The sequence below is a fragment of the Paraburkholderia sp. MM5477-R1 genome (genome assembly GCF_050436385.1).
In the GTDB taxonomy this organism is placed as follows: domain Bacteria; phylum Pseudomonadota; class Gammaproteobacteria; order Burkholderiales; family Burkholderiaceae; genus Paraburkholderia; species Paraburkholderia tuberum.
Genome location: NZ_JBNDMC010000003.1, coordinates 626,309 through 651,239, shown reverse-complemented (window position 1 = coordinate 651,239; position 24,931 = coordinate 626,309). Strand labels below are relative to the sequence as shown.

28 protein-coding genes and 1 riboswitch are annotated in these 24,931 nt (G+C 64.8%); of the genes, 14 read left to right on the top strand and 14 right to left on the bottom strand.

The genetic code is table 11. The features are described from left to right. Position 1: 1 nt before the first annotated feature. The 3 genes from tolQ to ydfG all read right to left on the bottom strand — a co-directional run bounded on the left by tolQ (position 2) and on the right by ydfG (position 2,181). On the bottom strand, positions 2–679 hold the full coding sequence (gene tolQ, locus OKW35_RS06305) for a protein TolQ (RefSeq protein ID WP_090803171.1): 678 nt from the start codon (positions 677–679) through the stop codon (positions 2–4). 187 nt (positions 680–866) lie between these two features. Further along, a complete protein-coding gene (ybgC, locus tag OKW35_RS06300) occupies positions 867–1,331 on the bottom strand; it encodes a tol-pal system-associated acyl-CoA thioesterase (protein ID WP_184062254.1) in 465 nt (154 codons plus the stop codon). Positions 1,332–1,434: 103 nt separating this feature from the next. Further along, complete coding sequence (gene ydfG, locus OKW35_RS06295; RefSeq protein WP_090803174.1) at positions 1,435–2,181, bottom strand: bifunctional NADP-dependent 3-hydroxy acid dehydrogenase/3-hydroxypropionate dehydrogenase YdfG; 747 nt, start codon at positions 2,179–2,181, stop codon at positions 1,435–1,437. Positions 2,182–2,428: 247 nt separating this feature from the next. Next, positions 2,429–2,555: riboswitch (ZMP/ZTP riboswitch) on the top strand. A 178-nt stretch (positions 2,556–2,733) separates the two neighbouring features. On the opposite strand from ydfG, the gene glyA reads away from it, so the two are divergent. The 7 genes from glyA (at position 2,734) to OKW35_RS06260 (ending at position 7,549) form a co-directional block, all read left to right on the top strand. After that, positions 2,734–3,981, top strand: a complete 1,248-nt coding sequence (gene glyA, locus OKW35_RS06290) for a serine hydroxymethyltransferase (RefSeq protein ID WP_429551510.1) — start codon at positions 2,734–2,736, stop codon at positions 3,979–3,981. A gap of 3 nt (positions 3,982–3,984) precedes the next feature. Next, a complete protein-coding gene (gene nrdR / locus OKW35_RS06285; RefSeq protein WP_008919734.1) occupies positions 3,985–4,467 on the top strand; it encodes a transcriptional regulator NrdR in 483 nt (160 codons plus the stop codon). Positions 4,468–4,680: 213 nt separating this feature from the next. Further along, the gene (locus tag OKW35_RS06280) at positions 4,681–5,247 is read left to right on the top strand and encodes a GspH/FimT family pseudopilin (RefSeq protein ID WP_184062252.1); all 567 of its coding nucleotides are present in this window, start codon (positions 4,681–4,683) and stop codon (positions 5,245–5,247) included. After that, positions 5,244–5,693, top strand: coding sequence for a type IV pilus modification PilV family protein (locus OKW35_RS06275; protein ID WP_429551509.1), 450 nt, complete (start codon positions 5,244–5,246; stop codon positions 5,691–5,693). The genes OKW35_RS06280 and OKW35_RS06275 overlap by 4 nt, the downstream gene beginning before the upstream one ends. Continuing rightward, complete coding sequence (locus tag OKW35_RS06270) at positions 5,690–6,496, top strand: PilW family protein (protein ID WP_429551508.1); 807 nt, start codon at positions 5,690–5,692, stop codon at positions 6,494–6,496. The genes OKW35_RS06275 and OKW35_RS06270 overlap by 4 nt, the downstream gene beginning before the upstream one ends. A gap of 128 nt (positions 6,497–6,624) precedes the next feature. Next, positions 6,625–7,095, top strand: coding sequence for a pilus assembly protein (locus OKW35_RS06265; RefSeq protein ID WP_090803182.1), 471 nt, complete (start codon positions 6,625–6,627; stop codon positions 7,093–7,095). A 22-nt stretch (positions 7,096–7,117) separates the two neighbouring features. Further along, positions 7,118–7,549, top strand: coding sequence for a type IV pilin protein (locus OKW35_RS06260; protein ID WP_184062244.1), 432 nt, complete (start codon positions 7,118–7,120; stop codon positions 7,547–7,549). 79 nt (positions 7,550–7,628) lie between these two features. On the opposite strand, the gene OKW35_RS06255 is transcribed toward OKW35_RS06260, so the two are convergent. The 3 genes from OKW35_RS06255 to OKW35_RS06245 form a co-directional block, all read right to left on the bottom strand. Continuing rightward, positions 7,629–8,144 (bottom strand): DUF3318 domain-containing protein, encoded by a 516-nt coding sequence (locus OKW35_RS06255; protein ID WP_184062241.1) that lies wholly within the window; start codon positions 8,142–8,144, stop codon positions 7,629–7,631. A 57-nt stretch (positions 8,145–8,201) separates the two neighbouring features. Further along, complete coding sequence (locus OKW35_RS06250) at positions 8,202–8,591, bottom strand: phage holin family protein (protein WP_429491057.1); 390 nt, start codon at positions 8,589–8,591, stop codon at positions 8,202–8,204. Positions 8,592–8,722: 131 nt separating this feature from the next. Then, positions 8,723–9,025 (bottom strand): DUF883 family protein, encoded by a 303-nt coding sequence (locus OKW35_RS06245; protein ID WP_026225611.1) that lies wholly within the window; start codon positions 9,023–9,025, stop codon positions 8,723–8,725. A gap of 348 nt (positions 9,026–9,373) precedes the next feature. Between OKW35_RS06245 and OKW35_RS06240 the strand changes: the two genes are divergently transcribed. Further along, complete coding sequence (locus tag OKW35_RS06240) at positions 9,374–10,012, top strand: peroxiredoxin (protein ID WP_429551507.1); 639 nt, start codon at positions 9,374–9,376, stop codon at positions 10,010–10,012. 74 nt (positions 10,013–10,086) lie between these two features. Here OKW35_RS06240 and OKW35_RS06235 read toward each other — a convergent pair whose 3' ends face one another. Further along, positions 10,087–11,277 carry an acyl-CoA dehydrogenase gene (locus tag OKW35_RS06235; protein WP_187611085.1) on the bottom strand — a complete coding sequence of 397 codons (1,191 nt, stop codon included), beginning with the start codon at positions 11,275–11,277 and terminating at the stop codon, positions 10,087–10,089. A 94-nt stretch (positions 11,278–11,371) separates the two neighbouring features. On the opposite strand from OKW35_RS06235, the gene OKW35_RS06230 reads away from it, so the two are divergent. Then, the gene (locus OKW35_RS06230) at positions 11,372–12,157 is read left to right on the top strand and encodes an IclR family transcriptional regulator (RefSeq protein ID WP_184062238.1); all 786 of its coding nucleotides are present in this window, start codon (positions 11,372–11,374) and stop codon (positions 12,155–12,157) included. Between the two features lie 41 nt (positions 12,158–12,198). Here OKW35_RS06230 and OKW35_RS06225 read toward each other — a convergent pair whose 3' ends face one another. Further along, complete coding sequence (locus OKW35_RS06225) at positions 12,199–13,032, bottom strand: EAL domain-containing protein (RefSeq protein WP_184062236.1); 834 nt, start codon at positions 13,030–13,032, stop codon at positions 12,199–12,201. Between the two features lie 267 nt (positions 13,033–13,299). Here OKW35_RS06225 and OKW35_RS06220 point away from each other — a divergent pair, with 267 nt between their 5' ends. The 3 genes from OKW35_RS06220 (at position 13,300) to fahA (ending at position 16,144) form a co-directional block, all read left to right on the top strand. After that, positions 13,300–13,440, top strand: coding sequence for a hypothetical protein (locus OKW35_RS06220; RefSeq protein ID WP_429551848.1), 141 nt, complete (start codon positions 13,300–13,302; stop codon positions 13,438–13,440). 62 nt (positions 13,441–13,502) lie between these two features. Next, positions 13,503–14,849, top strand: coding sequence for a homogentisate 1,2-dioxygenase (gene hmgA, locus OKW35_RS06215; protein ID WP_429551506.1), 1,347 nt, complete (start codon positions 13,503–13,505; stop codon positions 14,847–14,849). After that, complete coding sequence (gene fahA / locus OKW35_RS06210) at positions 14,846–16,144, top strand: fumarylacetoacetase (RefSeq protein ID WP_429551505.1); 1,299 nt, start codon at positions 14,846–14,848, stop codon at positions 16,142–16,144. The genes hmgA and fahA overlap by 4 nt, the downstream gene beginning before the upstream one ends. Positions 16,145–16,251: 107 nt before the next feature. On the opposite strand, the gene OKW35_RS06205 is transcribed toward fahA, so the two are convergent. From OKW35_RS06205 to OKW35_RS06185, 5 genes are all read right to left on the bottom strand, one after another. Further along, positions 16,252–18,048 (bottom strand): PQQ-binding-like beta-propeller repeat protein, encoded by a 1,797-nt coding sequence (locus OKW35_RS06205; RefSeq protein ID WP_429551504.1) that lies wholly within the window; start codon positions 18,046–18,048, stop codon positions 16,252–16,254. 112 nt (positions 18,049–18,160) lie between these two features. Further along, the gene (locus OKW35_RS06200) at positions 18,161–18,745 is read right to left on the bottom strand and encodes a hypothetical protein (RefSeq protein WP_429491061.1); all 585 of its coding nucleotides are present in this window, start codon (positions 18,743–18,745) and stop codon (positions 18,161–18,163) included. Positions 18,746–18,816: 71 nt separating this feature from the next. Continuing rightward, on the bottom strand, positions 18,817–19,974 hold the full coding sequence (locus OKW35_RS06195) for an MFS transporter (protein WP_429551503.1): 1,158 nt from the start codon (positions 19,972–19,974) through the stop codon (positions 18,817–18,819). A gap of 198 nt (positions 19,975–20,172) precedes the next feature. Next, positions 20,173–20,565, bottom strand: coding sequence for an SRPBCC family protein (locus tag OKW35_RS06190; RefSeq protein ID WP_429407318.1), 393 nt, complete (start codon positions 20,563–20,565; stop codon positions 20,173–20,175). Between the two features lie 99 nt (positions 20,566–20,664). Continuing rightward, positions 20,665–21,483 (bottom strand): crotonase/enoyl-CoA hydratase family protein, encoded by an 819-nt coding sequence (locus OKW35_RS06185; RefSeq protein WP_429551502.1) that lies wholly within the window; start codon positions 21,481–21,483, stop codon positions 20,665–20,667. A 142-nt stretch (positions 21,484–21,625) separates the two neighbouring features. Here OKW35_RS06185 and OKW35_RS06180 point away from each other — a divergent pair, with 142 nt between their 5' ends. Beyond that, a complete protein-coding gene (locus OKW35_RS06180) occupies positions 21,626–22,207 on the top strand; it encodes a plasmid fertility inhibition factor family protein (RefSeq protein ID WP_429551501.1) in 582 nt (193 codons plus the stop codon). A gap of 44 nt (positions 22,208–22,251) precedes the next feature. Here the strand turns inward: OKW35_RS06180 and OKW35_RS06175 are convergent, their stop codons facing one another. Further along, the gene (locus tag OKW35_RS06175) at positions 22,252–23,247 is read right to left on the bottom strand and encodes a 2-hydroxyacid dehydrogenase (protein WP_018419530.1); all 996 of its coding nucleotides are present in this window, start codon (positions 23,245–23,247) and stop codon (positions 22,252–22,254) included. A gap of 223 nt (positions 23,248–23,470) precedes the next feature. Between OKW35_RS06175 and OKW35_RS06170 the strand changes: the two genes are divergently transcribed. Continuing rightward, positions 23,471–24,694: a pyridoxal-phosphate-dependent aminotransferase family protein gene (locus tag OKW35_RS06170; RefSeq protein ID WP_184062225.1), complete on the top strand. Its 1,224-nt coding sequence runs from the start codon at positions 23,471–23,473 to the stop codon at positions 24,692–24,694. The last annotated feature ends 237 nt before the right edge of the window (positions 24,695–24,931 follow it).

Genomic DNA, 24,931 nt, shown 5'->3' with positions numbered 1-24,931 from the left:
CTCAGTGTGCCTGGCGCTGCAGGATGTTCGAGAACTCTTCGATGAAGGTTTCGAAACGGATCGCCAGACGGTCGATGTCGTGCGCGTAGCGGTTGTAGGCGACCACGGCCGGAATTGCGGCGAACAGGCCGATCGCGGTGGCGGTCAGGGCCTCGGCGATGCCCGGCGCGACGTTCGCGAGCGTGGCCTGCTGCACGTTGGCGAGGCCGCGGAACGCATTCATGATCCCCCACACCGTGCCGAACAGACCGATATACGGGCTGACCGAACCGACCGACGCGAGGAACGCCAGATTCGCTTCGAGAACGTCCATTTCGCGTTGGAACGCCGCGCGCATCGCGCGCCGGGCGCCGTCGAGAATCGCGCCCGAATCGTTCAGGCGCTTCTCTTTGCCCTTCAGGAATTCCCGCATGCCGGACTCGAAAATCCGCTCGAGCGCGCCGATCCTGTGACGGTTGTTCGCGGCGCTCTGATACAGCGCCTGCAGGTCGCCGCCCGACCAGAAATCACGCTCGAAGCGTTCAGTTTGCGCGCGCGCCCGGCGAATCGCAAACCACTTGCGGAAGATGAAAGTCCAGGAGAGTAGCGACAGCAACAGCAGCAGAGCCATGACGGCCTGGGCCAGCAGGCTCGCGTTGAGTACGAGTGAAACGATCGACAGATCTTGTGTAGTGTTCATAAAGGTTCGTTTTAACGTCCCGGGAAGGGGGCGTCCGGCTGCAAGGCCGCTTCAAGCTTGCCGTGGGCAAAACGGAAGCTTCGGCGGTATCGAAGCCGAACCATGCTTTGTGTTACCTGACCGGTATGAGTTCACTGGCCCCGTAACAACGAGGCTCAGGGATCGTCCGTTGACATGCCGCCGTCGTTCAGTCAGCGCTCTCGCTAGTGCCCGGCCCGTGCCGCAGCGCGGCGAGAACCGACGGCGGGATCGCGGCTGGCCGCAGCGTCGCGCGGTCCACACAGCCAATCCGGACCGAACCGGTGGCAAGCAGCGTGCCTTCGCGCCATGCTTCCTGCACGAAGTCTACCGAAGCTCGGCCAAGACGCTCGATCCGGCTGATAATTTTCACGATGTCGTCGAGTCTGGCCGGAGCCCGGTAATCGACCGCGGTACTGCGCACGATGAAAATCGTGTCGTTTTCTTCCGCAAGCCGGTGCTGGTCGACGCCGCACGCGCGCAGCCATTCGGTGCGAGCGCGTTCGAAAAACTTCAGGTAATTGGCGTAAAACACGATGCCGCCGGCGTCGGTATCTTCGTAGTACACGCGGATGGGCCACGTATAGCCGATTTCCGTGCCTGGCTGGCTGGTCGACATATTCATGCGGCGCATTCTACCGGAACGCACAACCCGGGGTCTGTTTCGAAGTGTGAGTTGCTTGTGGCGGGCGTCGGCGGCGATGGGAGCCGGCTTTGCCGGCCGCCCGCCTTCAAACTCAGCCGCGATGCACGGACAGACCGGCGAACGACTGCGCGACCGGCATCAGCTCGATCGTGTTGATGTTGACGTGGGCTGGGCGCGTGGCGATCCAGTAGATGGAATCGGCGATGTCTTCGGCCGTCAGCGGCTGCACGTTTTCGTAGACCTTGGCGGCCTTGTCGTCGTCGCCGCGATAACGCACGTTCGAGAATTCGGTGCCGCCGCACAGGCCCGGCTCGATGTCGGTCACGCGCAGCGCGGTGCCGGCGAGGTCGGCGCGCAGGTTCAGGCTGAACTGGCGCACGAACGCCTTGGTCGCGCCGTACACGTTGCCGCCCGCGTACGGCCAGCGGCCCGCCACCGAACCCAGATTGAAGATATGCCCGCGGTTGCGCTCGACCATGCCGGGCAACAGCGCATGCGTGACCTGCGCGAGGCCCGTGCAATTGGTCTCGATCATGGTGTTCCATTCATCGAGACTTGCCTTGTGAGCCGGCTCGGTGCCGAGCGCGAGGCCGGCGTTGTTGACGAGCACGTCGATCGCGGCGAAGTCCGCCGGCAGGGAGGCGGGCACGGCTTCGACGGCGGCGCGATCGCGCACGTCGAGCTCGTACGGCAGCAGCGCGTCGCCGAGCTCGTCGGCGAGTGCTTGCAGACGGTCCTTGCGGCGTGCCGTGGCGACGACACGATGGCCGCCCTTGACGAACGAGCGGGCGATGGCGGCGCCGAATCCGGCCGACGCTCCTGTGACAAACACGATCATTGCAGTTCCCTGGTCGGTAAGAGACAAAGGCCCAAAGCCTACTTCCAATGGCACGCTGCGGCAAGGATGCACGAGCCGGATCGGCGGCTGCCGCGGCGGCGCGCAACGGGTGCGCGGCGCGACCGGCGCGCTTTCCTCAGATGGTTGCGCAGCGGGGCCGCCAAACCGTCCGGAGGCCCCGCCAGCGGCCGCCGGAGCACCCGCAAGCCGGTTGCCTATTCGGGCCTCTTCCAATACACTAACGCGCTCGACCCTGCGTGACTGGCGATAGAACCGAGTCGTCCGACTCAGCCGATTCAACCAATCGGGTTCAAGGTGGAACAACCCACCGTGAAGCGCAGGGTGCCGTTTTGCCGTTCGCCTGGGCAGCCGTGAACCGCGCGCATTAATCTGCGCTGACGGTGGCTGGCTCGCCTCGCGTGTGCGGCGACTCTCCACTCGCCACGTCAGGGCAAGCCTCGCCGCCCAAAGCGCTGCGTACCCCGCTGTGTACCCTCTACGCAGGATTCGGCGCACGATCCGGTCAACCTGAAAACACTCAACGGAACCCGTATGTTTGACAGAGCCCAAAACACCATCGCCAACGTCGATCCTGAACTCTGGAAGGTCATCGAGCAGGAAAACCGCCGTCAGGAAGAGCACATCGAACTGATCGCGTCGGAAAACTACACGAGCCCGGCCGTGATGGCCGCGCAAGGCTCGCAACTCACGAACAAGTACGCCGAAGGGTATCCGGGCAAGCGCTATTACGGCGGCTGTGAATACGTCGACGTTGCCGAGCAGCTGGCGATCGACCGCGTGAAGCAGCTGTTCGGCGCCGAAGCCGCGAACGTGCAGCCGAACTCGGGCTCGCAGGCGAACCAGGGCGTGTTCTTCGCGATGCTCAAGCCGGGCGACACGATCATGGGCATGAGCCTCGCGCACGGCGGCCACCTCACGCACGGCTCGCCGGTCAACATGTCGGGCAAGTGGTTCAACGTGGTCAGCTACGGTCTGAACGAAGCCGAAGACATCGACTACGACGCCGCCGAGAAGCTCGCGCAAGAACACAAGCCGAAGCTGATCGTAGCGGGCGCGTCCGCGTTCGCGCTGCGCATCGATTTCGAACGCATGTCGAAGATCGCGAAGTCGGTCGGCGCGTACTTCATGGTCGACATGGCGCACTACGCCGGTCTCGTCGCCGCGGGCGTTTATCCGAACCCGGTGCCGCACGCCGATTTCGTCACCACCACCACGCACAAGAGCCTGCGCGGCCCGCGCGGCGGCGTGATCCTGATGAAGGCCGAGTTCGAGAAGCCGATCAACTCGGCGATTTTCCCGGGCATCCAGGGCGGTCCGTTGATGCACGTGATCGCCGCGAAGGCCGTCGCGTTCAAGGAAGCGCTTTCGCCGGAATTCAAGGCGTATCAGCAGCAGGTCGTCGAGAACGCGCGTGTGCTTGCTGAAACGCTGGTCAAGCGCGGTCTGCGCATCGTGTCGGGTCGCACCGAAAGCCACGTGATGCTGGTCGACCTGCGCGCGAAGAAGATCACCGGCAAGGCTGCGGAAGCGGCACTCGGCGCGGCACACATCACGGTCAACAAGAACGCGATCCCGAACGATCCGGAAAAGCCGTTCGTGACCTCGGGTATCCGCCTCGGTTCTCCGGCCATGACCACGCGCGGCTTCGGCGTGAAGGAAGCCGAGCAGGTCGGCAACCTGATCGCCGACGTGCTGGACAACCCGGAAGATGCCGCGACGATCGAGCGCGTGAAGGTTCAGGTGGCCGATCTTACCAAGCGCTTTCCGGTCTACGGCTAAACCATGCATTGCCCCTTCTGCCGCCATGCCGATACGCAAGTCGTCGACTCGCGCGTATCCGAAGACGGCGCGACGATCCGCCGGCGCCGCCGCTGCCCGGCCTGCGACAAGCGTTTCACGACGTATGAGCGGGTCGAGCTGGCGTTGCCGTCGGTCGTCAAGAAGGACGGCACGCGCACGGAATTCGATCGCCGCAAGATCGTCGCGAGCATGCAACTGGCGCTGCGCAAGCGCCCGGTTGCGGTGGACGCGATCGAAGCGGCTGTCGCCCGTATCGAGTATCAGCTGCTCGGCAGCGGCGAGCGCGAGGTGCGTAGCGAGCGCCTCGGCGAACTCGTGATGAACGAGTTGCGCGCGCTCGACACGATCGCTTACGTCCGTTTCGCTTCCGTGTACCGGCGCTTCGAAGACGTCTCCGAATTCGAGGACGTGATCGAGGAATTCCGCCGCGCCTCTTCCCCGCCCAAGCCTTCCCGCAAGCGCTGAGCGCACGCGTGTCGCAGCTGAGCTGCGGTCATTCGCATCCATCGCCTCGCGCATTTCGCGCTTTTTTTCACGCATCGCTTCTCCCGCCTCCGTGATCGATCGTCACGTGCATTGTTGCGCGCGCTAACGTCTGAATGCCACCTGGCCATTCGGACGATGGTCGGCGCGCTCGCAAATCGCTAGATTGGCTGCATCCGTTCGTAACGCTCAGGGATGCAGATGAAATTCCAGGGGATTTGCCGGCCATCGCGCGCCGGTTTCACACTCGTCGAAACGCTGGCGGTGATAGCGCTCGTGATGCTGATGGCCGTGATGGCGGTGCCGTCGTTCGCCGCATGGCATATGCGCGATCAGGTCGACGCGCGCTCGAAGGCGCTGCTGTCCACGTTCGCCTACGCGCGCAGCGAGGCGCTGCGGCGCGGTGCGCGCATCACGGTGTGCCGCGTCGATGCAGCGCGCGTCTGTCTCGCGTCGGGCCAAGCCTGCGCCGGCGGCATCGCCGACTGGGCCTGCGGCTGGGCCGTATTCGCCGAACGTGGCGGCAAGCCGTCGTTGTTGCGCGCGCAGCCGGCGCTCGCGGCGGTGAGCATCGCCGGCGTGCAGACGGATATGACGTTCACGCCGCCGGCTGGGCAACTGATCGGCGCGTTTCGAAGTTTTGATATCGCACCGCGAAGCCCATCGAAATCGATGCAGGGGAACTCGTGGCGGCGCTGCATCAGTGTCGCGGCAGGAGGTCGCGCGCGGATCTCGGAGGGCGCGTGCGGAGCGACGTCATGAGACAGCCCGCATTCAAGACCGGTTTGCGTGTGCACGCATCGAGATGGAATGGCAGCTCGTTGATCGAGGTGATGCTGGCGGTCGCGTTGGTCGCGGTGAGCGCGCTGGGTTTGATCGCGGTTCAGGTGTGGATCGCACGCGAAGCGCGCGCGATGACGCTGCGCGAGAGCGCCGCGTGGATAGCCGACTCGATTGCCGAAGCGACGCGCACGCCTTCCACGGGCGATGTCGCGCTCAATCAATGGCGCACCTGGGCGAGCGTTCTGCTGCCGCACGGCGACGCATCGATTGGCGAGAGCGGCGCGGTCGCGGCGGCGCGCGTGACGTGGGCGTCCGTGCGGGACCGGCCCGCTTTGGGCGATGCGAGCGCCCAGCCGGCGGAGCCTTGCGGCGACGTCGATGCACCGGCTGGATCGTCGTGTGTCGCGTTGGCGTTCGCGAAATGAAGCGGCCGCATTGCCCACTCGGTCATACGCTAATCGAATTCCTGATCGCGATGGCGCTCGGGTTGCTCGTGATCGCGGGCGCCGTGTCCCTTTACACGGCGCAGCGCAACGCGTTCGTGCAGGCGAGCAACGCGACCCGGATTCGCGAAGCGGGCTTGACCGCGCTGATGCTGATCGGCCAGCAATTGCAGATGGCCGGCTTCGTCCCTGCCAATGTCATTGGCTACAACGCGGCGCCTGCGCTATTCGGCTGCTCGGGCGGTCGTCCGACCGGCGCCGACGACAGCCTCGCTTGCACCGCCTTGAGCACCGGCTCGGATGGCGTCGCGATCCGTTACGTCGCAGACGTCGTATCGACATGGCCATCGTCGAGCGGTCAGGTCACCGACTGTGTCGGACAGGCCGTCAAAAGCAGCGACGCGGTCCTTGGCGATGAGGGCGCGCCGGTGGTCAATCGCTACTTCGCCAACGTCAGCGGCTCGACCGGCGAGCCGGAGCTTTACTGCGTGGGCAGCGGCAACGCGGGGTCCGCGCAGCCGCTGATCGAAGGCGTCGAGCGCGTGCGGTTGCGCTACTGGCTGGACGGCGCGGCGGATGCGGTGAATGCGTCGGCCGTGGCGGCGGATCAATGGGCGAACGTCGTTGCGGTCGATGTCTGCGTGCTGGTGCGCGGCGCGCCGCAAGGACAGCGTTCGAAGTACATCGACTGCGATGGCGTGAGTACACTCGGTACCGACCTGCGGCCTCGACAGGTGTTTTCCCGCCGCGTTGCGCTGCGTAATCGCGCGGAGGCGTCGTCGTGATGGATCGCGGCACAGCAACGCAACGCGGCCGCGCGTACGACATATGCGGCGGGCCAGGCGGAACAGCGAAACACTTAGGTTGGCGAAATTGTCAGGGCGGTGCCCGACGGGCGCATCAACGCGGCGTCGTGCTAGCCATCGTGCTGTTGATCTCGGCCATGATGCTCGCCACGTCCGCGATATGGTTCGAAACATCGCTCGCGGCCGCTCGCGCGGCGACCAATGTGCGCGACTATCTGCAGGCTTTCCACGCGGCGGATTCGGCGCTGAGCTGGTGCGAGCGCAACGTGCTATCGGCAAGTGGCGACGCGCGCGATGCACCGCTCACATCCGGCGAGCCGACTCAATGGAGGCTTGAAACCGCTTTCGACGCAGGCGCCATCACGCCTGTGGCGCAATGGCCGGGATCATCGCGCGCGCCGCAATGCCTGATCGAGCCTTGGCGTCTCGCGAGTCGACCCAACGCCAGCGCTTATCTGCTGACCGCGCGCGGCTTCGGGCGGAGCAGCGAGTCGCAGGTCTGGTTGCAGATGGAGGTCGTGACCGAAGATGGCGCGATCGAACGTCATTGGCGGCGCGTTGCAGCAAGACCATTCTGAGGAACGCACCGACTGGACACGTATGAAAAGGCCGAACACATCCGCATTCACGCTGCTCGAACTCGTGATCGCGCTCGCGATTGCCGCCACGCTCGCCGCGTTTGCGATCCCCTCGTATCGCAGCCACATTGCGCGCACGCATCGCATCGATGCGGCGTCGGCGTTATATCGGGCTGCGCAATTCGTCGAGGCCGCGGCGAGCGATGGCGTGCCGGCCTTGCCACCGGGTATCGATCAGGCGCCGCAGTTCGGCGCCCCGGTGTATCGAGTGCGCGTGCTGCCCGCGGACGACACGAACGGCGGCTATTCGATCGAAGCGGCGCCCGCGGAAGCGGGCCCGATGCGCGACGACCCGTGCGGCACGTTCACGCTGGATGCGACGGGTCAGCGAGGCAATAGAAACGATGCGAGCGGCGCGATGCCCACGAGCAGCGAATGCTGGAATACCAGTTAGCGGGTGATTGAAGTCCGACACGCGCAACCTTGCGAGCGGGAGGTCCGATAGATCGCTGCCACTCGCAGCGGCCACGACCTCAATAGCCGCTTCGCAACGAATCGTCCTGCGCCGCCGGCGACTGCGCCGTAGCGGAAGCCGCCGCGGCCGCCCGCGCCGCCGCCGACTCGTTCTTCATCTGTTGCCAGATCCGGAACGCTTCCCACGCGCCGAGCGCAAGGCTGCCCCACTTGAGCACGGGCTTAGCGCTCGCGACGACCCTCGCGCGCAGCGGTTTGGCGAGCAACAGCGAAGCGATCGAGCTGATGAACGGGTACTGCTTGAGCAACGCGCCGATCGTGCCCGCGTTGAGCACGCTCGCCTTTGGCCCTTTACCGACGCGCACGCCGCCAAAGCCGGGGATCACGAACCTGAGCCAGCTGAAATGCGTGACGGCCTGGCGCAGTTCGAAGGTGGCCCGTGCGAGCTCGACGCGCTCGACGTCGGCGCGCACGAGCAGCAATTCCTTGCGCAGCGCCCGCAGATGCGGCGCGCTCAGATCCTTCGACGGATGGCGCTTGTTACGAAAGGCGGTATCAGGACGGGAGGGGCTCATGGCGTGTCGGCGGCAGTGAGGGTGAGGCGATGGATCGGATGCAGACGAACTTTCCCATCAGTCGCGGCTGCGAAACGCTTCGCGATCCTTTTCGAACTCCGCGATGGTCGCTTCGAATATCATCGGCGCGTTGCGCAAACCGCTGCGCGCCTTCAGCGCACAGGCGAGCCCGGCAATCGCGTAGACCGCGGTGATGCCGGCAAGCGCCTGCCATCGGTAGGTGTCCCAGAAGGTAATGGCGACGAGTGCGGTCAACGCGATCAAGGCCATCGTGGCGAGCATCGTCGCGGCAAGACCGAGAAACAGCACGCCGAGCAGGCGGTCTTTTTCCTCGGCGAGTTCGATGCCCACCAGTTCGAGCCGCGTCTGCAGGATCGCAAACACGGAACTGAGAATACGGCGCAACGGGCTGCGTTCTGCGCGCTGCGAGTGTGTTTCGGTCGTCATGGCTGTGGGCGTTGCGCGTGAGGGCCTGGCCGGCGCGTGCGCGCCAGCAGAAGGGGACCGGCGAGGCTCGCGCCGGTCCGCCCGTGTCGCCGGTGCGCCGGACATACCTGCTCCGGCGGCCTCACCGGCCTTTACTTGCGATTGATCAGCAGACCGACCACCACGCCGATGCCCGCGGCGATGCCGATCGACGCCCACGGATGCTCGTGCACGTAGTCGTCGGTGGCGCGAGCGGCCTTCTTGCCTTTTTCGACGACCACGACCTGAACGTCGGCTGCCTTTTCTTTCGCCTGCTTCAGGCGCGTCAGCGCGGTTTCGCGCAGTTCCGACGCGCGTTCGCCGGTAGCGCTCGCGGCCTGTTTCAGCAGGTCTTCAGCGTCCGCGAGGACGGTTTTGATATCCGACATCAATCTCTCCTTGTTGACTTCCGACATTGACAGCTCCCTTTGTCTCACGCTACGCGTAAATCGTAACCAAAGAAACGGTCGCTGGCGAGCATAGTGCCGGTTGCATGCCGCCGCTGCACGATTCGTTCCCGCCAGCGCGTGGCGTCAAGACACCCGTTTGAGGGCACTCTGCTCCAGACCGGTATCTGGATTGAGTTGATCTGTCCCGCAAAGTTTCCGTCAAACGGGAGAAAATTACAAAAACACATAAAGTACTGACGCGATGTTGGTTCGCCATGTACCACCGCGGCCTTATGCTTTATCGTGACTGGCCGCCGCGGGCGCACGCCCGCGACCTTATCCGCATACCTTCCGAATACCTACAGGAGATGCACTATGAGTCTACGTCTTGGCGACATTGCGCCGGATTTCGAACAGGAGTCGAGCATTGGCCGCATCAGGTTTCACGAGTGGCTCGGCAATAGCTGGGGCGTGCTGTTCTCGCATCCGGCCGACTTCACGCCGGTCTGCACGACCGAGCTGGGCCTGACCGCGAAGCTCGCGGGCGAGTTCGAAAAGCGCAACGTGAAGACGATCGCGTTGTCGGTCGACAGCGCGGAGTCGCACAAGGAGTGGATCAAGGACATCAACGAGACGCAGGCCGCCAACGTCGGTTTTCCGATTCTCGCGGACGGCGATCGCAAGGTCTCCGGGCTGTACGACATGATTCACCCGAACGCGAACGAAACGTTCACGGTGCGCTCGCTGTTCGTCATCGATCCGAACCGGAAGGTGCGTCTGATCATCACGTACCCGGCGAGCACCGGCCGCAACTTCGACGAAGTGCTGCGCGTGATCGATTCGCTGCAACTGACCGACAGTCACTCGGTCGCAACGCCGGGCAACTGGCAGCAGGGCGATGACGTCGTGATCGTGCCGTCGCTGAAGGACGAGGAAGTCATCAAGCAGAAATTCCCGAAGGGCTACAAGGCGTTGCGTTCGTACCTGCGCCTGACGCCGCAGCCGAACCGGTAAGCGGCGCGGCATGAACCAAAAAGCCGGTTCGAAGGAACCGGCTTTTTTGCATTATCGATACACCAGCATCGGAATCAGAAGAACGCCTGAATACCGGTCTGCGCACGGCCGAGGATCAGCGCGTGAACGTCGTGGGTGCCTTCGTAGGTGTTGACGACCTCGAGGTTCACCAGATGACGCGCGACGCCGAACTCGTCCGAAATGCCGTTGCCGCCGAGCATGTCGCGCGCGAGGCGGGCGATGTCGAGCGCTTTGCCGCACGAATTGCGCTTCATGATCGAGGTGATTTCGACCGCGGCCGTGCCTTCGTCCTTCATGCGGCCGAGGCGCAGTACGCCTTGCAGCCCGAGCGTGATTTCGGTCTGCATGTCGGCGAGCTTCTTCTGGATCAGTTGGTTCGCGGCGAGCGGCCGGCCAAATTGCTTGCGATCGAGCACGTACTGACGCGCGATGTGCCAGCACGCTTCAGCCGCGCCGAGCGCGCCCCAGGCGATGCCGTAGCGCGCCGAGTTCAGACACGTGAACGGACCGCGCAGGCCGCTGACACCCGGCATGATGTTCTCTTCCGGCACGAACGCTTCGTCGAGCACGATTTCGCCGGTGATCGACGCTCGCAGACCCACCTTGCCGTGGATCGCCGGTGCCGACAGACCCTTCCAGCCCTTCTCGAGAATGAAGCCGCGGATGTTGTCCTGGCCGTCTTCCTCGAGCTTCGCCCACACGACGAACACGTCGGCGATCGGCGAATTGGTGATCCACATCTTCGAGCCCGACAACGAGTAGCCGCCATCGACCTTCTTCGCGCGCGTGACCATGCTGCCCGGATCGGACCCGTGGTTCGGCTCGGTCAGGCCGAAGCAGCCAATCCACTCGCCGCGCGCGAGCTTCGGCAGATATTTTTCCTTCTGCGCGTCCGAGCCGAATTCGTAGATCGGCACCATCACCAGTGACGACTGCACCGACATCATCGAGCGATAGCCGGAGTCGACGCGTTCCACTTCACGCGCGATCAGCCCGTACGCGACATAGTTCAGACCGGGGCCCCCGTACTGTTCGGGAATCGTCGGACCGAGCAGGCCAAGCTCGCCCATTTCGCGAAAGATCCCGATATCGGTCTTTTCGTGGCGGAACGCCTCCAGCACGCGCGGCAGCAGCTTGTCCTGCGAGTAAGCCGCAGCAGCATCGCGCACCATACGTTCGTCTTCGGTGAGTTGCTGATCCAGCAGCAACGGGTCTTCCCAGTGAAACTGCGCGGCTACGGCCATGACGTATCTCCTGATTTCTCGCTCAGAACCCGCTTGACTAGAGTTCCGCTTTGCGAAACAATGTTTTGCAAATGACGCCCGAGTGTATCACCCTATGACGCCGCCATCCACTTTCTCCGCTTCGCTCGACGAACGCAAATTCGTCGTCGCCCTTGCTCGCGGGCTGGACCTGTTGCGCGCGTTCCGGCCAGGCGAGACGATGCTCGGCAATCGGGATTTCGTCGAACGCACGGGTTTGCCGAAGGCAACCGTGAACCGGCTCGCCTACACGCTGACCGTGCTCGGCTATCTGCGGCTGGACGAAAGACACGGCAAATATGCGCTCGACGCGGGCGTGCTGTCGCTCGGTTTCGCGCTGCTGTCGGGCACCGACATGCTCGAACTGGCACGCCCGCACCTGCGCAGCCTGGCGCGCGAGGTCGGCGCGGCGGTCTCGCTCGGGTGCCGGGACGGGCTCGACATGGTGTATCTGGAGACGATTCGCAGCGAAACCGCATTGACGCTCGGCCTGGCATCCGGCTCGAAACTGTCGATGCTGACGAGCTCGATGGGCCGCGCCTATCTCGCCGTGCAGCCGCCCGACGCGCGTACCGCGTTACTCGCGGAACTGAAAAAAGCGGCTGGCAGAGTGGGGGCGATGCTCGTCGCCGAAGCCGAACAGGAGATCGCCGCGTTCGCGACCGAGCGATGCTGCTACTCGTTTCGTGCGTGGCATGACGACGTGAACGCAGTCGCGGTGCCGTTTCGCGAGCCGCGCGAAAACCGCTGGCTCGTGCTCAGCTGCAGCGGGCCGGCGTCGTCGATGGGGGAGGAAGTGTTTCGCGAGAATGTCGCGCCGCGCCTGAAGGCGCTCGCGGCGCGGCTGGGGGAGCCGGGCTGAGGTAATGCCGGGGCGCCCCGGCTAACCGGGCCCCCACCGTGTCACGCCGCCCGGTCGTGATAATGCGCGTTGAATAATGGCCCTTGCACGAACCGCACGTCGTACTGCTGTAGCGCGGAGAATTGCGCCTCATCCATCACGCGATTGAAAATCAGCGGCACCCGCAGCCGGCCCGCGTAGCCGACGAGCGGCTTCACGGTCGCGTCGCGCAATGCGGCCGCCGCATCCATCTTGATGAAGTCGAGCCGCGCGGTTTCGGATACCGACAGGATCTGCCCCGCGTTCGACAGATTGCCCGCCACCTTGAACCCGTAGTGCTGATAGCTGCGCGTCAGATAGCCCAGGAACGTCTTGTGTGCGACCGCCGCCGCCGGCAATTCGATCACGATGCGCGTCGGACTCAAATTGAACGAGGTCAGCACGCTCGAAAAATGCCGGCCGTGGTCGTACTTCACGCTCTTCAACAGCCTCTCGTGCACCCGCAGAAACAGCAACCCGTGCCGTTGCGGGCCGAAGAAGTTGATTGCGTGCAGCGCGCGCGACATGCGGTCTAGCGCGACCAGCTGCTGATCGTCGGCGATGTTGTCGAACGGATCGAACACCTCGAATGGCGGCGCGTCGAGCCGGTGCGTGACCGCCTGAAAGCCGAGTTCATCACCGAAGCGGTCGACCCCTTCCGCGCCGCATGACAGCGACTGCGCAAGCCCGTGCACGCTGATGTCGAAGATCGGCTCGTAGGCACTCGTGAGCTCGATGCCGTCGAAATGTGCGAGCGCGATGCCGGCGTGCCCGCCTTGTCCCATTGCCAGATGCTCGCCGAGAAACGGGTGATGAGCGGCGCGGGCGATCAGATCGGGGATGGTCGGCGAAATCATGAAGGCAAATGAAAGGCGACGATGAACGCGCACCGGGCGCGTGGCAGCGCGACGCGATGGCCGCATTCACTGATGGTAGCAGTACGCGCCCTGCGCAGATTAACAAAATGCTCATATCGTTATTGGCCTCACGCTTATCGGCCGGGGCTGAGCGCGGAATGACGAGGTTCGCCGGCGTGTTTCCGAGGGTATACGTTAGTTTCACTATTCATAATTCGTTTTACTATTCGTAAAACACAATTTTAGCTAGCCTGAGGGGACGACCCAATGCTGATCGCGTTGAACTGGTCGAATGCCGCGCTGTTTCATGCGGCGGCGCTGCCGGTGCTGTGCTCGGCGCTGCTGGTGGTCGTGCTCGCCGGTGCGACGCGGCAACCCAGCCGCGCGTCCGAAGCGGAGCCGGTCTGAGCCTGACTGCAAAGATCACGTATCAACCGGGAAAGAATCGGGCAACTCGCGGAGAACCTTGTATGGATACCTCAACACGTACGCCGGCCGACGAATGCCTGCGTCCTGAAATCGAGCCCGGCTATCAGTCGGGTTTCGCGAATGAATTCGCGACCGAGGCATTGCCGGGCGCGCTGCCGACCGGCCGCAATTCGCCGCAACGCGCGGCCTATGGTTTGTATGCCGAACAGATTTCGGGCACGGCGTTTACGGCGCCACGCGGTCACAACCGTCGCTCGTGGCTGTACCGGATTCGTCCGGCCGCCATGCACAAGCCGTTCACGTCGATGCCGTCGGAGCGGCTCGTCGCGAACTTCGCCGAGTTGCCGCCGACGCCGCCGAACCAGCTGCGCTGGGACCCCCTGCCGATGCCCAGCGAACCGACCGATTTCATCGACGGCTGGGTCACGATGGCGGGCAACGGCTCGGCCGAAGCGATGAGCGGTTGCGCGATCCATCTGTACGCGGCGAACCGCTCGATGCACGATCGCTTCTTCTACAGCGCCGACGGCGAACTGCTGATCGTGCCGCAACAGGGGCGCCTGCATATCGCGACCGAAATGGGCCGAGTCGATGTCGAGCCGTTCGAGATCGCGGTGATTCCGCGCGGCGTGCGCTTCGCGGTCAGCCTGCCGGACGGCAGCGCGCGCGGGTATATCTGCGAGAACTTCGGTGCGCTGCTGCGTCTGCCGGAACTGGGGCCGATCGGCTCCAACGGTCTCGCGAATCCGCGCGATTTCCTGACGCCGCACGCCGCATACGAAGACCGCGAAGGCGCATTCGAACTCGTCGCGAAGATGAACGGCAATCTGTGGCGCGCGGACATCGGCCATTCGCCGCTCGACGTGGTCGCATGGCACGGCAACTATGCGCCGTACAAATACGACCTGCGCCGCTTCAACACGATCGGCTCGATCAGCTTCGATCATCCGGATCCGTCGATCTTCCTCGTGCTGCAATCGCAAAGCGACACGCCGGGCGTCGATACGATCGACTTCGTGATCTTCCCGCCGCGCTGGCTCGCCGCCGAAGATACGTTCCGGCCGCCCTGGTTCCATCGCAACGTCGCGAGCGAGTTCATGGGCCTCGTGCATGGCGTCTACGACGCGAAGGCCGAGGGCTTCGTGCCCGGCGGCGCGAGCCTGCACAACTGCATGACGGGCCACGGCCCGGACGCGGACACGTTCGAGAAGGCGTCGCATCTCGATACCTCGGTGCCGAAGAAGGTCGACGACACGATGGCCTTCATGTTCGAGACCCGCACGCTGATCAAGCCGACGCGCTTCGCGCTCGAAACCGCGCAACTGCAGGCGCATTACTACGAGTGCTGGCAAGGCCTCAAGAAACACTTCAATCCGGAGCAACGATGAACGCGGTGAACGATCTCCAGGCGACGCTCGATGCGTCGCGCAAGAGCTGGATCGAGTCGGCCAACGACCCGGCTGGCGACTTCCCGATCCAGAACCTGCCGTTCGGCATTTTCAGCGACCGTGGCAACGACGCGCGTCGCGTGGGCGTCGCGATCGGCGATCGGATCGTCGATCTCGCCGGATTGCAGGCCGCGGGTCTGCTGAGCGTGCCGGCGCACAACGTGTTCGCGCGCGATGCGCTGAACGATTTCATCGCGCTTGGCCGCGACGTGTGGCGCAGCGTGCGTATCCAGCTGAGCCAACTGCTCGCGCGCGACACTGCGACGCTGCGCGACGATGCCGCGTTGCGCGCGAAGGTGCTCGTGCGCGCGGCCGATGCGCGTCTGCATCTGCCGGTGCAGATTCCGGGCTACACGGATTTCTATTCATCGAAGGAACACGCGACCAATGTCGGCGCGATGTTCCGCGATCCGAAGAATGCGCTGCTGCCGAACTGGTCGGAGATGCCGATCGGCTACAACGGACGGGCGTCGTCGGTGGTCGTGAGCGGGACGCCGGTGCGTCGTCCGAATGGTCAGCTGAAGTTGCCCGACCAGGAGCGTCCGGTGTTCGGCGCGAGCCGCAAGCTCGATATCGAACTGGAGACGGGTTTCATCATCGGCGGCGGCAATGCGCTGGGCGAGCCGATCGCGTGCGAGGACGCGGAGGCGCACATTTTCGGCATGGTGCTGCTGAACGACTGGAGCGCGCGCGACATCCAGCAATGGGAATACGTGCCGCTCGGCCCATTCAATGCGAAGACCTTCGCGACGACGATCTCACCGTGGGTCGTCACGCTCGATGCGCTCGAACCCTTCCGCGTCGCGCAGCCGGTGCAGGAGCCGGAGCCGCTCGCCTATCTGCGGCATCGAGGAAAGCATGCGTTCGACATTCACCTCGAAGTGACATTGCGTGCGCAACCCGCGCGGCAAGCGAGCACGATCGCGCGGACCAACTTCAAATACATGTACTGGACGATGGCGCAGCAGCTCGCGCATCACACGGTGGCGGGCTGCAATACGCGGGTGGGCGACCTGATGGGCTCGGGGACGATCAGCGGGCCGACCGAGGATTCGTACGGCAGCCTGCTGGAGCTGACGTGGAACGGCAAGAAGCCGCTGGCGTTGAAGGAGGGCGGCACGCGCACGTTCATCGAGGACGGCGATGAGTTGACGCTCGTCGGCTGGTGCCAGGGCGACGGGTATCGCGTGGGGTTCGGCGCGTGTGCCGCAGAGATTCTGCCGGCGCGAGGGTGAGCGCGCGGCAGTCACGATGAGAGAGGGCCGGCGCGGTATGCCGGCCCTCGTCGTTTGTGCGAGACCTTGGGCATACCGTGTCGCAATGAATCGGCGCGTCGTCCGCTTCACCCACCCAGCAACCCGAATACGGCCACCCCATTCGTCGTGCCGACATACACCTTGCCGTTTGCGATCAATGGTGTGATGAACTTGTTGCCCGTGCCGAACTGATCGCGCGTGCCCATCTGGTTGCTGTTGTACAGCTCGTTGAGCGTGATCGGGTCGAACGCATGCAAGGCCGCGACGGTGCCGTTTTCGGCGGCCCACACGATGCCGTTCGTGGTGCCGTTCGCCGAGATGCTCGGCGTCGTCCCGGGATAGGCGAACGTCATCGCGCTTTGCGCGGTCGGTGTGATCGACAGCTTCGCGTTGGTCACGGTGAACGCCTTCAGATGATCGCCGACCGAGCCGAAATACACGCGCCCGTTGAAATAGGCGGGCATGCCGAACTCGCCGCCGGCCAGCTGCGCGGGAATCTCCTGATAGATGTTGTCGGCCGCCGGGTTGAACTTGCCCATCGAGTCGCGATTCAGCACGTAGATGGTGCTGTCCTTGCCCGCGCCGAGCGTCAGATGCTGTAGGGTGCCACTCGCGTCGGTCAGGTCCGGCAGCACCAGTGCGCCGCCGGAGCCGAGGTCGATGTCGTCGTGGGCCTCCTGCACGACGTTCGTCATCGCGAAGTAGTCGGCCACCGACAGGCCTCCCGCCGTGCCGAGCTTCAGGAACGTATTGCCGAAATCCTTGCTGGCGGGGAAGCCGCTCGACGTCATCGTCGTGTCGAACGTGCCGTTGGCATCGAGCAGATAGATCGACGAGCCGTCCGACGCCGGTCCCGCGCCGCTCATCCAGATCGCGCCGCCGATGCCGTTAGGCGTCAGGTTGAGCACGGTGGTCTGCTGCAACGTGTCGGCGCCGTAGCCCATGATCCAGCCCGTATAGCCGCCGTCGTCGCAGTGCGAGGTCCACGTCGTGTAGACCGTGTTGCCGAGCAATAGCAGCCCCGCGCGCTCCGCGTACAACGACGTGGTGAACGGCACGACGCCGTTCGTATTACCCGCGCCGCTGCCCGGGTAAGAGGCGGCGACTTCGGTGGGACCGTTCAGCAGCTCGGCGCCGGTCGCGAGGTCGAGCGCGTGAATGCGATGATGGTAGCCGCCGGCCGCGTCCTTCGACATCGCGACGACGTAGATCGTGCCGTGCGTGCCGCGCGAACGGTCGATCACCGGTGTCGAGGTGATGCCGATGGTGTTCACGATCTGGCTGCAGCCGAGGTCGTCGCTCGGGGTTTCGCCGGTGCCGAGTGTGCGCACCTGCCACAGGGTCGCGCCGGTGTCGGCATCGAATGCGTACACACTGTCGTTCTCGGTCGCGACGTACAGCACGTTGTGCGTGCCGCCCGCGATCGCCAGCGCAGCGACGAATAGCGGCTGCGCGTCGACCTTGCCGTCGACGCTAAAGAAGCCGACCTTGCCGAACGTCGAAGCCGCCACGTTGGCGGGCGTCAGCGTGGTTTCGCCGAGGTTCTGGCCGGTGCGCGCGATGTCGTCGTGATAGGTGAGCACGTCGTGCACGGCTGCCGCCGATGTGCCGCCCATCGGGGTGCCCGAGCCGCTGCCCGAGCCGCCGGTGCTACCGGTGGTGGTGCCGCCGCTCGTGGTGCCACCGCTGGTGGTGCTGCCGCCGCTCGCTGCGGCCGGGGCCGATGCGCCGGACGCGCCGCTGCCGCCGGCGCCGACGCTCGCGCCCGTCGGGGCACTGCTGTTTCCGCCTCCGCCGCCTCCACAGTTCGCCGCGACGATCGCGGCTACCGCGATCGCCGTGCCCAACAGGCTGGCACGGAGCAACAGGCGCATCGAGACCATGGCGGACTCCCCGTTGCTTGCGGCGGCGCCACGAAATATGGGCCGTTCGTCGAGTGTCCGCGCAACGTGGGTTGAGATTATCACCCTGCGTATAGATCGTAAAAGCCAGCAATTAGCGTCTATTCGTCAACTCGGCGCCCGCAGCGCGATCCGCCGACGCTCCCACCACGGCGCCGCCAGAAACGCGAGCGCCGCGCAGCCGGATCTGCGTGAGGCGCTTGTCCTCATCGACGCCGATCGCGAGCGCTGACGCAATACCGTACCAGTGAGACACGGTACCCCACGACAGATAAAGGGTGCCGTCGCGAGGCTCGTAACAGACCTCTGGCGCTCCCATGTCGTGCGCATGTCCGTGCGCGTCGAATTCTGACTCGATGTGCGGAGTTTCGTCGGTTGGGTCTGCGAGTTCGGACGTGCGGACGGTCCATCGCTCGGGATTCGTGTAAAAGTCCAATCCGATCAACCGGCGATGCTGATCGACAAGCATCGACAACGTGCCCGCCGTGAGGACATAAGAGGGCGCGCCAATGCGGAAACGCGCATCCAGCAAGTCGCTGAGATTGTTTTGCGGTTCCGGCAGCGAAGCCAAAGGTGGATATTTGACCTCACAGGTCAGCGTGGAGCTTTGTTCATCCCACCGCACGATGGCCGAAACGCCGGTGGCAGGGGGAGTCGTGTAGACGGTGGGATGCTTCATCGAAGAGGTTTATAGGCAAAGTGCAGAACGGTGTAATCGCTCTCTCGAACCATGACTTCGAGCCGGCCAGCTCACCCCGCCACCGCCACCCGCCGCTCGATCGACACCGACCACAACGTCAACAACAGCGCGCCGAGCGCGGTCGCGACGCCGACCCACGGCAGCGTCGTCAGCGGCGCGCCGGCGCCGATCGCCATGCCGCCGAGCCATGCGCCGGTCGCGTTGCCGAGGTTGAACGCCCCCTGATTCAGCGTCGATGCCAGATTCGGCGCGTGGCTCGCCCGATCGACGATCAGCATCTGCAGCGGCGGCACGATCGCGAATGCGAGCACCCCCCACACGAACACGGTCAGCATCGCCGGAGTGCGCGCGTGCATCGTGCCCGCGAACACGCACATGATCACGACGATCGCCATCAGGAACGCGACCAGCGAGGGCATCAGCCGCCAGTCCGCGAGCTTGCCGCCGAGCGTGCTGCCGACCGTCAGCCCGAGGCCGAACAAGAGCAGCACTAGCGTGACCGCGTGCGGCGTGAAGCCGGTCACGTCTTCGAGAATCGGCGTGATGTAGGTGAAGGTCGAAAACAGGCTCGCCGACGCGAACACGCTGATACCGAGCACCATCAGCACCTGCGGGTTCTTCAGCACGCTGAATTCGCGCACGAGGCTCGCCTTGTGCATCTCGATCTTCGCGGGCAGGCACACCGCGAGCGCGGCCGCCGCCAGCACACCGATGCCGGTCACGGCCCAGAAAGTAGCGCGCCAGCCGACCGCCTGGCCGAGCGCGGTGCCGAGCGGCACGCCGAGCACGTTGGCGAGCGTGAGGCCGGTGAACATCAGCGCGATTGCCTGCGCGCGGCGATTCGGCGCGACGAGCCCGGCCGCGACCACCGAGCCGATGCCGAAAAACGCGCCGTGGCAGAACGCGGTGACGATGCGCGCGGCCATCAGCACCGCGTAGCCGGGCGCGATCGCGCACAGCAGATTGCCGACGACGAACACGCCGATCAGGCTCATCAGGGCCTTTTTGCGCGGCATGTTGGCGACCGCGATCGCGACGATCGGCGCGCCGATCGTGACGCCGAGCGCATACGCGGACACCAGCATGCCAGCCGCCGGAATCGACACGGACAGATCGCGCGCGACATCGGGCAACAGGCCCATGATGACGAACTCGGTGGTACCGATTCCAAACGCGGCAACGGCAAGGGCAAGCAGAGGCAATGGCATGGCAATGATGGGGTGTGACGCGTGAAGCGGCGCGAACAACGGGCGCCGGGCGGGCGATTCCGAAGGCGGAAACGCTGTCGCCGGCCAGGGAAAAACAGTAGGGGATTCTACCTAAGTCAAATCTGGCTTGCCGGCTGTCCGGAAAGCTGTTGTTTTTTGTGAAACGCGGCGGCGGGAGCCCGAGCCGCCGGGCGGCGTTCAGCGCCGCGCGAGGTTGCGCCCGAGTGCCGCGCAGCCCGCATCCGTCAGCGCTTCGACCACGTTGCTGCGATCGTCGGGCTTGAAGTCGGCGATCCAGATCACGCGGCAATGTGCGGACGCGTCGGCCACGACCTGCAGCGTCGCATGATGATGCTCGAAGCGCCCGCCGCCCACCGAGTAGGCGAGCCGCATGTGGGCATCGTCGACGGCAATCACGCGTTCCTCGACCACGGTGCCGTCGGCGAAGGTAACCCAGCGCAGGTCGCCTTCCATGCGCGCCGCGATCAGCACGCCCGCGAATACGCGGGCGACCCCGGCGGGATCGCGCAGCGCGGCCCACGCATCGGCCGCGGTGGTTGCCACGGCGATTTCCCGGTAGATCGTCGCCATCGCATTTCCTCCTGTTCGTTTCGGGCAACCCAGGTCTCGTGCGCGCGGGGGTGTCGCGACCGGCGATTGCAAACCTGTCGCCGATCGCGCGGCGCCGTCTTATCCGCGATCCGCGTCGAACGTGTCGCCATGACGGCCCGCGCCGGACACAAAGCGCGCCGCGCCCGCCACGCCCTCGGCGAAGACCGCCGCGTAGCCGCCCGCGCCTTCGCGCCGCAATGCCTCGGCGAGATCGTTCAGCGTGCTGTTCTCGAGCGCGGAGCGACGATCGGCGAGCAGCGCCGCCTGCGGAAACGCGGCGAGCTCCGCGGCCAGTTGCTCGGCAGCCGCGCGCGCTTCGCCCTTCGGCACCACGCGGTTGGCGAGCCCGAAGGAAAGCGCCTCGCGCGCATCGACCGCGCGGCCGGTCAGGATCAGATCGAGCGCACGCGACAGACCGATCAGTCGCGGCAGCCGGATCGTGCCGCCGTCGATCAGCGGAATGCCGACACGCCGGCAGAACACGCCGAGCACCGCATCTTCCTCGACGACGCGCAGGTCGCACATCGCGGCAAGCTCGAGCCCACCCGCCACTGCATAGCCGGCGATCGCGGCGATCACCGGCTTGCTGAAGCATGTGCGTGTCGGTCCCATCGGCCCCGGGCCGCTGCCGTCCGCGTGCAGCTCATTGCGGCGCGGCGCGTCGGCGAGCGCGCCTAGGTCCGCGCCCGCGCAAAATGTGCCGCCCGCGCCGAACAGCACGGCCGCGTGCCACGCCGGCTCGGCCTCGAAGCGGCTGAACGCAGCGCTCAACGCCTCGGCCACCTGCCGATCGACCGCATTGCGCCGCGCGGGCCTCTCCAGCACGATCGTAGCGACGCCGTTGCCGTCATTCGACTCGATTCGCACATGGTTATTGAAATATTGGAAGGCTATCATCGTTATCTATACCTGAAGGGTATCTGAAGCTCCCTGTTTGCCTGTCGATCAGGCAGTGTTGCCATGCGCTCATGCAGCGTAATTAATCCGGTAGGCTGTCATGTTTCCGTCACGTCCGGCTCGTAGCGTTAGCGCTCTATTAATGCTCTGGCGTCCTGCCGCCAGCTTGCCGAGCCTGCCTTTGTCCCTGCCTTTGCCCAATTCATCGCCGGCCCCCGCCCCGGGCTGCGCCGAAGCTGTCTGGATCGTGCCGTTGCACGAGCATGCGTGGTACGACCATGTGCGTCTGAAGCGCGTCTTCGTCGCCGACGGCACACGTCACCAGGTCGTGCTCGTCGATCTGCGCAAGCTGCTCGTGTGCGCGGATCGCGACAACACCGATTACGTGCTGAAGCCAGTCGCCGAATGGCACTCGGGCAAGGTCCGCGGCATTCGCGAGTTTCTCGATCCCGACAGCCCGCGGATTCCGCAGATGCCCTACGTGACGATCTCCACGCGTCGCGCGCCGGGATTGCTCGGCTGGGTCGGCATCGAGCGCGAGGGGGTGGTGGCGTTTCGCAACGGCCAGCATCGCGCGCGCTATCTGGCCGAGGCGGGCGCGCGCTGGTGTCCGGTCGAAGTGCACGAGCGCGAGGCGGGATTGCTGCGTGAGCTGTGCGGCGCGGCCGATGATGCCCGCACCGCGATTCGCGCGACGCAATTGGGCAGCGACAGCGACGTCTAACTTTCGTGGTCCGCGGCAATTCGCGTACGCCACGGTTATCACGGCTACCCCGCCTGCACGACGTTGCGCGGCGTGCCCGCCTGCCACGCCGCGATGTTCGCGAGCGTGGTCTGCGCGATCTCGGTCATTGCCTCGCGCGTGAAGAACGCCTGGTGCGCGGTGACGATCACGTTCGGAAACATCAACAGACGCGCGAGCACGTCGTCCTGTAGCGGCAGATTCGAATGATCCTCGAAGAAGATGCCGCCTTCTTCCTCGTACACGTCGAGCCCGAGATGGCCGAGCTGGCCGTCCTTCAACGCGCCGATCAGTGCGTTCGCCTCGACGAGCCCGCCGCGCCCGGTGTTGATCAGCATCGCGCCGCGCTTCATCTTCGCCAGCGCGGCGCGGTCGATCAGGTGATAGGTGTCGGGCAACAGCGGGCAATGCAGACTGACGACGTCCGATTCGGCGAGCAAGGTATCGAGCGGCACGTAGCGCGCGCCGAGCGCGAGCAGTTCGTCGGCCGGCGGCCCCGGATCGTAGGCGAGCACCTGCATGCCGAAGCCCGCCATGATGCGCGCGAACACCCGGCCGATGATGCCCGCGCCGATCACGCCGACCGTCTTGCCATGCAGGTCGAAGCCGAGCAGCCCATGCAGCGAGAAGTCGCCTTCGCGCGTGCGCGCGACCGCGCGCGGCAGGCGCCGGTTCAGCGCGAGAATCAGCCCGGCCGCATGTTCGGCGACCGCGTACGGCGAGTAGGCCGGCACGCGTGCGACCGGCATGCCGAGCCGCTCGGCCGCCGCGAGGTCGACGTGATTGAAGCCCGCCGAGCGCAGCGCGATCATGCGCGTGCCGCCCGCATGAAGCCGTTCGAGCGTGGCGGCGTCGACGCTGTCGTTGACGAACGGGCAGACCACGTCGTAGCCATGCGCGAGGATCGCGGTCTCGCTGTCGAGAGGGGATTCCTGGAAATGCAGTTCATAGCCATGCGCGGCATTGGCCTCGGTGAATGTATCGACGTCGTATTGACGACTGCTGAACAGGATCGTGCGCATATCGGGCTCCTAAGAAGCTGTTTCTCGATGTTAGGCGACTTCGCGAATGAAAGAGTAGGGTGATGTGGTGAACGCGGGTACCGCTCGCGCGTGACGGCTGGCTACCTTGGCCAAAATACTTGCGCGATCGCGCGGTTCGGTGAATGATCGGACGAACGGCCTCGAGCGGCGTGCCTGCCGCGAGGCCGTTCGTTCCTTTGCGCTTCACATTCATATACCGATCATGCCGACTTCAACCTCCACTACCGTTGCTTCGTCCGTCCCCTGTCCAATTGTCGAATCACTCGACGCGATCCTTCCCGAAGAACCGCTGCTGATGATGGGCGCCGGCCCCGTGCCGATTCCCGCCGCGGTCGCGAAGGCCAATGCGATCGTGATCAACCATCTGGGCGGCACGATGGCGAAGGTGGTGAACCAGGTGAAAACGATGGCGCGCTACGTGTTCCAGACGCAGTCGAAGTGGGTGCTCGGCGTCGCGGGACCGGGATCGGGCGCGATGGAGATGGCGATCTCCAATCTCGCGTGGGAAGGCACGCGCATGCTGTGCATCAAGAACGGCTTCTTCAGCGACCGCATGGGCGAAATGGGCCGGCGCGTCGGCGCGCGCGTGAGCATGCTCGAAGTCGCGGACCGCACGGTCGCGAGTCTCGACCAGATCGCCGACGCGCTGCGCCGCGAGCGTCCCGAGGTCGTCACGGTCGTGCAGGGCGAGACCTCGAACACCGTGTGGAATCATCATCTGAAAGACATCGCCGCGCTTGCGAAGGAAGCGGGCGCGCTCGTGATCGTCGACGCGGTCTGCACGCTGAGCACGATGCCGCTCGAAATGGATACCTGGGGCATCGACGCGGTGATCACCGGCGGCCAGAAGGGCTTGTCATCGATTCCGGGCGTATCGCTGATTGCGTTTTCAGACGCGGCCTGGGCGCGCGTCAAAGGCCGCACGGCGCCCAATACGCACTGGTGCCTCGATGCGTCGCTGGCGGAAAACTTCTGGCACAACGCCGGGTATCACTACACGGCGCCGGTGTCGGGCGTGCTCGCGCTGCACGAGGCGCTGCGGCTCGTCTGCGCGGAGACGCTGGAGAAGCGCTTCGCGCGCCATCTGAAATGCTCGCTCGCGTTGCAACAAGGCGTCACCGCGATGGGCCTGCAACTGTATGCGCCGGAGAATTGCCGCCTGAATTCGGTGGTCGGCATCGACGTGCCGGACGGCCTCAGTCCCGCCGACGTCTGCGCGCATATCTCGCGGCAGCATCAGGTGGAAATCTCCGGCTCGTTCGGTCTGCCGATCGTGCGTATCGGCCAGATGGGCGAACAGTGCCGCGAGCACAACCTGTTTCGCACCGTGCATGCGCTGGGCCGCACGATGGTCGATCTCGGCGTCAACGTCGATCTGCCGGCGGGTGTCGCGGCGCTCGAGCGCGGCTTGAGCGAAGGTAAATAAGCATTTTTCCGATGCGCTACGAATAGCATTCGCAGCGCATATCTTTTGTGCGATCCAGCACTTTATAGTCGCATTAGAAAGTTTTTTCCCGCCATTATTGCGTTGCAATAAATTAATGCTTCGCAACCTTTTTACATAACAATGGCGAAATCTCCGAAACCCTTACGGAATAAGGCTCTGCGCCTTTCTAAAGGGTTTTCTTCCTTTCTTACTTTCTATTGTTCTCTGTGCGCCGGC